The sequence below is a fragment of the Candidatus Thiodiazotropha sp. AKAK3 genome, assembly GCF_058244645.1.
Window position 1 is genome coordinate 1 of record NZ_JBSYOQ010000060.1, and the last position, 7,667, is coordinate 7,667.

The 7,667-nt window shown below is 49.8% G+C and carries 5 protein-coding genes and 1 pseudogene; 4 read left to right on the forward strand and 2 right to left on the reverse strand.

Features of this window, described 5'->3' with window-relative positions:
* Positions 1–245: pseudogene (locus AC4IE7_RS15495) on the forward strand (alpha-amylase family glycosyl hydrolase); the annotation flags it as partial.
* Between the two features lie 441 nt (positions 246–686).
* On the forward strand, positions 687–1,307 hold the full coding sequence (locus AC4IE7_RS15500) for a hypothetical protein (protein WP_490777763.1): 621 nt from the start codon (positions 687–689) through the stop codon (positions 1,305–1,307).
* A gap of 424 nt (positions 1,308–1,731) precedes the next feature.
* Here AC4IE7_RS15500 and AC4IE7_RS15505 read toward each other — a convergent pair whose 3' ends face one another.
* Positions 1,732–2,829, reverse strand: coding sequence for an NADH:flavin oxidoreductase/NADH oxidase (locus AC4IE7_RS15505; RefSeq protein WP_490777764.1), 1,098 nt, complete (start codon positions 2,827–2,829; stop codon positions 1,732–1,734).
* A gap of 468 nt (positions 2,830–3,297) precedes the next feature.
* Between AC4IE7_RS15505 and AC4IE7_RS15510 the strand changes: the two genes are divergently transcribed.
* Together AC4IE7_RS15510 and AC4IE7_RS15515 are read left to right on the forward strand one after the other, a co-directional pair.
* Positions 3,298–3,555 carry a helix-turn-helix domain-containing protein gene (locus AC4IE7_RS15510; protein ID WP_490777765.1) on the forward strand — a complete coding sequence of 86 codons (258 nt, stop codon included), beginning with the start codon at positions 3,298–3,300 and terminating at the stop codon, positions 3,553–3,555.
* A 598-nt stretch (positions 3,556–4,153) separates the two neighbouring features.
* Complete coding sequence (locus tag AC4IE7_RS15515; RefSeq protein WP_490777766.1) at positions 4,154–6,901, forward strand: CHAT domain-containing protein; 2,748 nt, start codon at positions 4,154–4,156, stop codon at positions 6,899–6,901.
* Positions 6,902–7,025: 124 nt separating this feature from the next.
* Here the strand turns inward: AC4IE7_RS15515 and AC4IE7_RS15520 are convergent, their stop codons facing one another.
* Complete coding sequence (locus AC4IE7_RS15520; RefSeq protein ID WP_490777767.1) at positions 7,026–7,358, reverse strand: peptidoglycan-binding domain-containing protein; 333 nt, start codon at positions 7,356–7,358, stop codon at positions 7,026–7,028.
* Between the last annotated feature and the right edge of the window lie 309 nt (positions 7,359–7,667).

Sequence of the window (7,667 nt, forward strand, 5' to 3'; positions counted from 1 at the left end):
ATTGGACGGGTAGAGCGATACGTGATGACAAGAAAGGCTCTGTACCAGAGGAATTAGTACCCATTCTTGAACGATTGGAGTTGAACCCAAATTCCTGGGTAAAAAGTATAAAGCACTATAGTAGGGAATATTTTACAGCAGTTGGAGCAATTGATCGGATAAAGGCTTATGCACAATCCCTGGAGAAGTGTTGGTTTCAGGGCCAAAGTGCAGCTAAAAATAATTATCGTTTCGTAGTTGGGTAGGGGGGATGCAATCATATTATCTGTTTCAAGTGATTTCAGTATTTTAAAATTGGGGTGTCCTCGATTCTGCTTCGATTCTGCTTCGATTCTGTTCAGCGACTGATACCTCCGTTCGCAGTTGTAGAAGAGGTGGAATCGGTAAAGCAACGAGAGCCTATTTACTATATATATTTTCTCTTTCTCTGACCTGAATATGTCCACGCAACAGCCGTGGCTTTTAATTGATCATTGTAATAATTGTAGTATTTTCTTCTTGCCATTAGGCATCTACATTAGTTAAATGAAGGTGTGCGCACTATTGTGTCAATTTTCAATTTTAGATAGTTCGAGATAAGCTCGAACCTGTACTAGAAGGATTAGATTAAGCAATGGAGAGACTTAAAGAGTTTGATTGTTCTAATGGGCCTTACGAGTATTGAAATTGAGTGTTAGGAGAATGAAATGAAAATAATTGGATTATTATTATTTATTGGATATTTATATACGACACCATCATTAGCGGCTGAATTACATATCGATCCATTAACAAATAATCTAACGGGCATTTCGGGGATTACCGTTGATGAAAATATATATAATGTTTCATTTGTCGAAGGTACTTGTGTCGAACTGTTTGGTGGTTGTGATGAAAGAACAGATTTCTTTTTTCAGGATACAGCAACTGCATTTGCAGCTTTTTCTGGATTGATGGAACAAGGGTTGTTAGATGGGCCGTCAGGTCAATTTGATAGCAACCCTCAATTAACTTACGGATGTAATAATGATCAATTTTTTAGTAGGCAATGTATTATTCAAGCCCCAATTCTTGCTAATGAACCAGGTTTAATTGGATTGGTTTTTGCATCCGCAACTAATCATATATCGAATAATAATGATATTACGACTGGGTTATTATTATCTGCTCCATTAAGTATTAATGCAGATACTGCTCTAAATGATTCTGCTGTATGGGGGGTGTGGAGCGCAACAACTGTGCCAGTGCCGGCAGCAGTATGGTTGTTTGGTTCTGGTTTGATTGGGCTTCTCAGTATAAGAAAATCAGCGAACGATAAAACGGGCTAACAGCTTCGCTATTTCATCATTCCGGCTTGCGCCGGAATGAGAGGTTAGTCTCTTCTCTTGCGATGCATTTTGCTTATGTCGGTAATGCTAGCGACTTATTATAGAGTGCAAGTCGACTGGGCTGATTAGAGCCTGAACCAAATCCGCGCAATACAGCAGATATACTTGCAGGAATTCCGCAGGAATTCCGGGACACCCATCATTTGTAGATTCAAAATATCTATTTTGTACTAATGGGATGCAATCATGATATCTGTTTCAAGAGATCTCAGTGCTTTTAAAATTGGGGTGTTCTCAATTCTTTTTCAAAAATACCCCGATTGATGCTTATTTAGAGGAGAGAGATGATTTAATTCGATTCCTTTGTTCGAAAGGAACGCAGTGACACAAACGTGTGGGGGATATTTATCCCGCAGTGAACTTTTTACTGAGTTTTGAAAATCGAATCAGTACCAATTGGCTGTGATCGCCAGTACTGCGGTGGAGCAGTGATTTTGTCACCAAGAGTGGCGGCTGCATGCCAGGGCCAGTGTGGGTTGTAGAGTATGCCACGGGCCAATGCAACCAGATCAGCCTGTCCTGCTGCGACGATCTCGTCAGCCTGTTTGGGTTCTGTGATCAGACCGACGGCGATAGTCGGCATGCCTGTCTCTTGACGGATACGTTCTGCAAAGGGCACTTGAAAGCCTGGTGCTGCCGGGATCTGTTGTGACGGGGAGAGTCCGCCGCTGGAGACGTGAATGAAGGAACAGTTACGCTGTTTCAATGCTTGGGTCAGTGCCACACTCTGTTCGATATCCCATCCTCCCTCGACCCAGTCCGTGGCCGAGATACGGATGCCAACTGGCACCTCCTGCGGAATTGCTTTGCGCACCGCCTCGAAGACCTCGAGTGGAAAGCGTAGGCGGTTGTCCAGTGATCCCCCATATGCGTCATCGCGGAGATTAGAGAGGGGTGATAGAAACTGATGCAGTAGATAACCATGGGCGGCATGAATCTCGATTACCTCGATTCCCAATCGGTGGGCCCGGGTGGCGGCAGCCACGAAGGCCTGTCGGATCTCTGTCATTTCTTGCTGATCCAGCATTACTGGAGAGCGCTCGCTCTCGCTGTAAGGCAAGGGGGAGGGGGCGCATGTCTGCCATCCTCCACTCGCCATTGGCAGTTGGCCACTCTCTTTCCAGGGGGCAGCCGTGGAGCCCTTGCGTCCAGCATGGGCCAACTGAATGGCGATGGGCATATCAGAATAGCTTCGCAGACCTTGGATCACCCGGCCAAGGGCCTTTTCAGTGGCATCCGACCATAGCCCGAGATCATTCAGTGAGATGCGCCCTTGCGGTGTCACCGCCGTCGCCTCAATGAATAGCAGGGCTGCCCCTGAGAGTGACAGTTGGCCCAGGTGGATCAGGTGCCAATCTGTAGCCTCTCCCTCGATTGCTGAATATTGGCACATGGGGGCGATGACGATGCGGTTTTCGAGATTCAGCCGACCGAGGGCATAAGGGGAGAAGAGCTGGCTCATTCAATTTACTCCTGAAGTGGCACCTGTTCTGGGAACACTCTACCCAGGAAAAAGAGAAGTGCCAAGGTGGCCGTGCTATTCCTGGCTCAGTAATACTAAGCCATTATTTCAATATTCTCTCTCCATTCAGACCCGCTTCTTGTGTTGTGATTTTTGATTAGCATTGAGGCCCAATAAATCTTGTCTGGCAATGAATGAGTTTTTCCACTGCTAGTGTCAAATTAACTCTCAATCACCCAGAGGTAAGCACGCAAGTGTGTAATTGGGATATCGTTTCCAAGATCCTATCCTTTGACGGGAAAGGTTTTGCATTAAGGATTTGATGCAGTTGTTGAATACCCCCTCTCCCCCGACCCCTCTCCCGCAGGGGGAGAGGGGAGCTAGGGTACAAACCGGTAACATCGTTTACAAACTAGACCGGGTAGTTCGTTTACAGGTAGATAATGCATAGGTAAGGAGGAAAGACCTATGCCCTGGAAACGAGAGATCCCAATGGATCAAAAAATGATGTTAATAAGCGATTGGCTGGGTGGTGATTTCAGCAAGTTTGAGCTAGCGAGATATTACGGTGTCAGTCAACCAACAGTTCATAAATGGATCAGTCGATATGTGCAGGAAGGTAACAAAGGTCTTGAGGAGCGCAGTCGAGCCCCCCTTAGTTGCCCCCACCAAACAGGTAATCAAATCACTATCGGCCAGAGAAACCAACGACAATTAACTCGTTAACACAATAACCTTAAAAGTTAATGGGACACTAGTAGTAATCATACGTGCTGGATGTTCATGTTTCTCAGAAAATTAGAGTTATTATGAATAATGAGGTCGAAAACTATCCTGATGATAACAGCAGAATCTATTGGCAAAAATTACAATCCAAGTGAATTATATTTTTTAACTAACTGCACTTAAAGCTGACAGTTTAGGTAGCTATGCTCATATGAAAAGGCCTATGTAAATTAGGGGTATTTTCAAATATCGGCTCTACTTTTCCAATTCCTGGAATATATATTTACTGATTTTTACATCGTGGTTTTTTGTACTATTAACCCGGCGACTAAGTATGTTGTCTTCAGCCGAAGTGTGCCTGTCTTTTAAAAACATATTGTTAGGGGTTTCAAGCCTGCCCTTGCTCGGTGTTGCGGCTCTTGACAAGGGAACAACCATTGACTGCACCCCAAGGGCACTTCCTGCGGAGCGCGAGCCGCGCCTTGATCAAGGGCAGGCTTGAAACCCTGAAGACGACGTACTTAGTCGCCGGGTTAATACATGCAATTAACTGCACCCTATCATTGAGCGGCTATACTCAGACAGATACTCCGACACGGTGCATGAGACCTTGAACATCTTTCTCTCTTACGCCTCATCCTATCGTGAACTGGCCGACGACCTATGTTGCCGACTGCAGGCCGTAGGGCACGAGGTGTTCTTCGACAGGGAAGACCTGCTTGCCGGCACCAGTTTCGACGACCGCATTCGTCAGGCCATTGATGCGGCTGAGCTGTTCATCTTTCTGGTTTCGCCCGAGGCCGTGGCCAAGGGACACTACACTCGCACGGAACTCAAACTCGCTGCTCGCAAGTGGCCAACACCGGGCTGGCATGTACTGCCAGTGTTGGTTGCTGAGACGCCATTATCCGATATCCCCGCCTATCTTCGCGCACTCACGCTGATGCAGGCCGAAGGCAATCTCACCGCGGAAGTGGTGATGGAAGTTGAAGACAGGGAGCGCTTGCATGGTGCTGATACATCAGCTCATGTCGAAGTGCCTACCTCCATCGAAACGCCCAAATCTGATCGCAGCGCGGTGCGCTATCGCTCGTTACAGTTACACTTTGATGGTGATGTCGGTGGTGGTTATGGGCTGAGCGTCCCGGACGCTCCCTCTGGCAGGCAGGGGCGTGCCTCCATCGCACTTGATCCTGCCAGGCTCGAAACTGCCCTGTGGGCGAATGCCCGCACAATCACAGGATCGGCACGACGTGCCGGATCGGTCGATGTCCCGCCCGCACTACTACCGGGGGCAGCCGCCGCTCGCCAGATCGGTGAAGCACTCTACGCCGCTTTGATCAGTTCTGATGCTGGTCACAGTCTGGAAGAGAGTATGCGTGGCATCGATCCGCAACGAGGCGACGGGCTGCGCTTTGTCATCAACACCACCGATGCCCCTGCGCTGGCGCGTCTGCCATGGGAGTTTCTATACAGTCCCAAGCAGGATGATTTCCTCTTTTCCGATCGCCTCAAGCCTGTGGTTCGTTGGCTCGACGTGGACGAGCCGTCTCCCACTCTTACTGTTGAACCTCCGCTACGCATGCTGATGGTGATCGCTGCACCAGCCGACCGACCCGAACTGGCGATAGGCGAGGAGCTTGCGCACCTGGATCGCGCCCTGGAAGAGCTGAGTGCCACTGGCGTGCTTACCACCTTGCGACTGGAGCACACCACGCTGGAGACGCTCGACAATGCGCTACTCAAACATCGCCCACATGTGCTGCACTTCATCGGCCATGGCGATTTTGTGGATGACGAAGGTGTGCTGGTGCTCGAATCCGACCGCCACCCGGGCACTGCTGAGACCATCGCCGGTCGGCAACTGGCGGTGTTGCTGCGTAACTACCGCGACTGCCTGAGGCTGGTCTTCCTAAACAGTTGCATGGGCGCCACCGCCTCCAACCGGGATCCCTTTGGTGGCGTGGCGCAAAGTCTGATCAGACGGGGGATTCCAGCTGTAATTGCGATGCAGTTTCCGATTCCCGATGAGGCCGCCATAGCCTTGTCGCGACACTTCTACCGCTACCTGGCTGCTGGCCAACCAGTCGATGCGGCCCTCAGTTCTGCCCGTGCTTTTCTCTACGCACGGGGCTATCCGGTCGAATGGGGCGCCCCTGCGTTGCACATGCGTACTCCGGACGGACGGCTGTTCGACCTCGCTCCTTCGCAGGTGGTAGCACCGCCATCACCACCGCCTCCCGAGCCGACGGTCAGCGCCCCATCAGCCCCGATGACTACACCCCCTCCCAAACGGACGAAGACCATCCCCCTCGTTCTATTCGGACTGGTGGTGATCGGTACCATAGGAGCTTGGGTTCTGTGGCCGAATGCTGTGTCTGAGAATAAGGGCACCAACGAAAAAAACGTGGTCATTGTTGGGCCACCATCCAGCGAAGTCGAAACTGCTGAAGATCAGATGATCCCAAAAGAGGACAATGCTGCTTCTGAGGATGCAGAGGTATTAGTTGAAGGATTCGAGAACGCAGCCATCGAAGTTGAAACTGCCGAAGATCAGCCGAACCCAGAAGAAGAGAGCGCGGATTATGAGAATACTGAGGAGTCTGTTGAGGTAGTCGAGAGCGCAGCCGCCGAGGTCGCAACTGGTTTCGACGACTTCAATATCGATTTAGTGATCTCGGATCTTTCAACTGATGAAGCTGAGCTGGCTGTTGAGGCACTGACCGGGCTGTTGGAAACCGATCCTGACCTCTTGACGCGCGAGCGCCTGGGCGAACGATATCAAACCCTGGTCGATGGCCTGTTCACCTTTGCAGAGGCGAGTGGTATGGATGGTAATGAAGCCCAATACGAGTCTGCACTGGCCTTACTGCATCATCTTGAGCCAGGAGGCCAATGGCACGCGATCATTGGCTCGATGACCAAAAATTTAGCTTATGTGACTGCTGCGGGTGGTGCCCAATCTGATCAACTGCGCTACATAGCGCGACCTGGTGATAGCTTGTGGTCGATTGCCCAGCGCTTCTATGGTGACAGTTTTGCCTGGCCACGCCTGATGGAGCGCCACAACAGATTGGTGTCGATTGGAATGGGCGGAGAGTGGATCGCCAACCCCGATATGATTCTGCAGGGTCAATGGATTCATGTCCCAACCTCACCGGACAGCGGTGCAGAGACCTTCGACTACCATGTGATTCAGGGTGATACCTTGTCTGGTATTGCATGGCGGGTCTATGGCGATGCCTCCCTTTGGCCTCAGATCGCACAGGATAACGCTGCACAAATCACCAACCCAGCGCAGATACGGCCAGGTCAAGTGCTCGTTATTATCCCGCACAGGCGCTGACAATCCAGTAACTCAATCTGGATGAGTGTCCACTTGGATTGCTTATCATTCAGGTTGTGTATGGCGGAGCTCTGCGACGACTCCATTACAGGTCAACCTGCTATTGTCGCTTTTTTAATAAGCTTCAAACACCACCGGTCGCCGGTATTACCATGTTGCCTGCATTTGGTCGTTTACGGATCGGCGGCGGGCCAGCCTCCAGACTCGCCAGTGTCATTGGTCCGACAATGCCATCGACCATCAATCTGCGGCTTGCCTGGTATTGCTTAACCCGGGAATCTGTCTTTGGTCCAAAGATGCCGTCAACCCAGAGTGGGGGAGGGGGCATACGTGCATTAAGCAGATTTTGCACATAGGCAACTGCCAGACCTGAAGTGCCTTTTTGTGGGTATTTTTTTCTGCCGTAGTGTTGGGTGTTACCCTTATCCCCTAGATCGGGTAGGTCGGCCTTTTCCATCTCATCTCTCCTGTCATATATAGATATTCACGCCAGCCAGCAAAGCATGGGCAAAAAAAGCAGAAGTGTTATAGCTGTAGTAATTTTCTTCTTATGTAAATCAGCCTTAATCCCAGGTATGTCTCACTGGGTGCTTTGTCAGTTTATTTTGGTTGATTATATGTAACGTAGTTAAATTAATGAATGTGAATATGTCACATCACTGCTAATGTCCCATTAACTTTCAATCTTCTCAGAACAACTCTGAAAGCCCCTCTCCCTTTACGGGAGAGGGGTTGGGGAGAGGGTGTACGCGAAGCGTTTCATGTG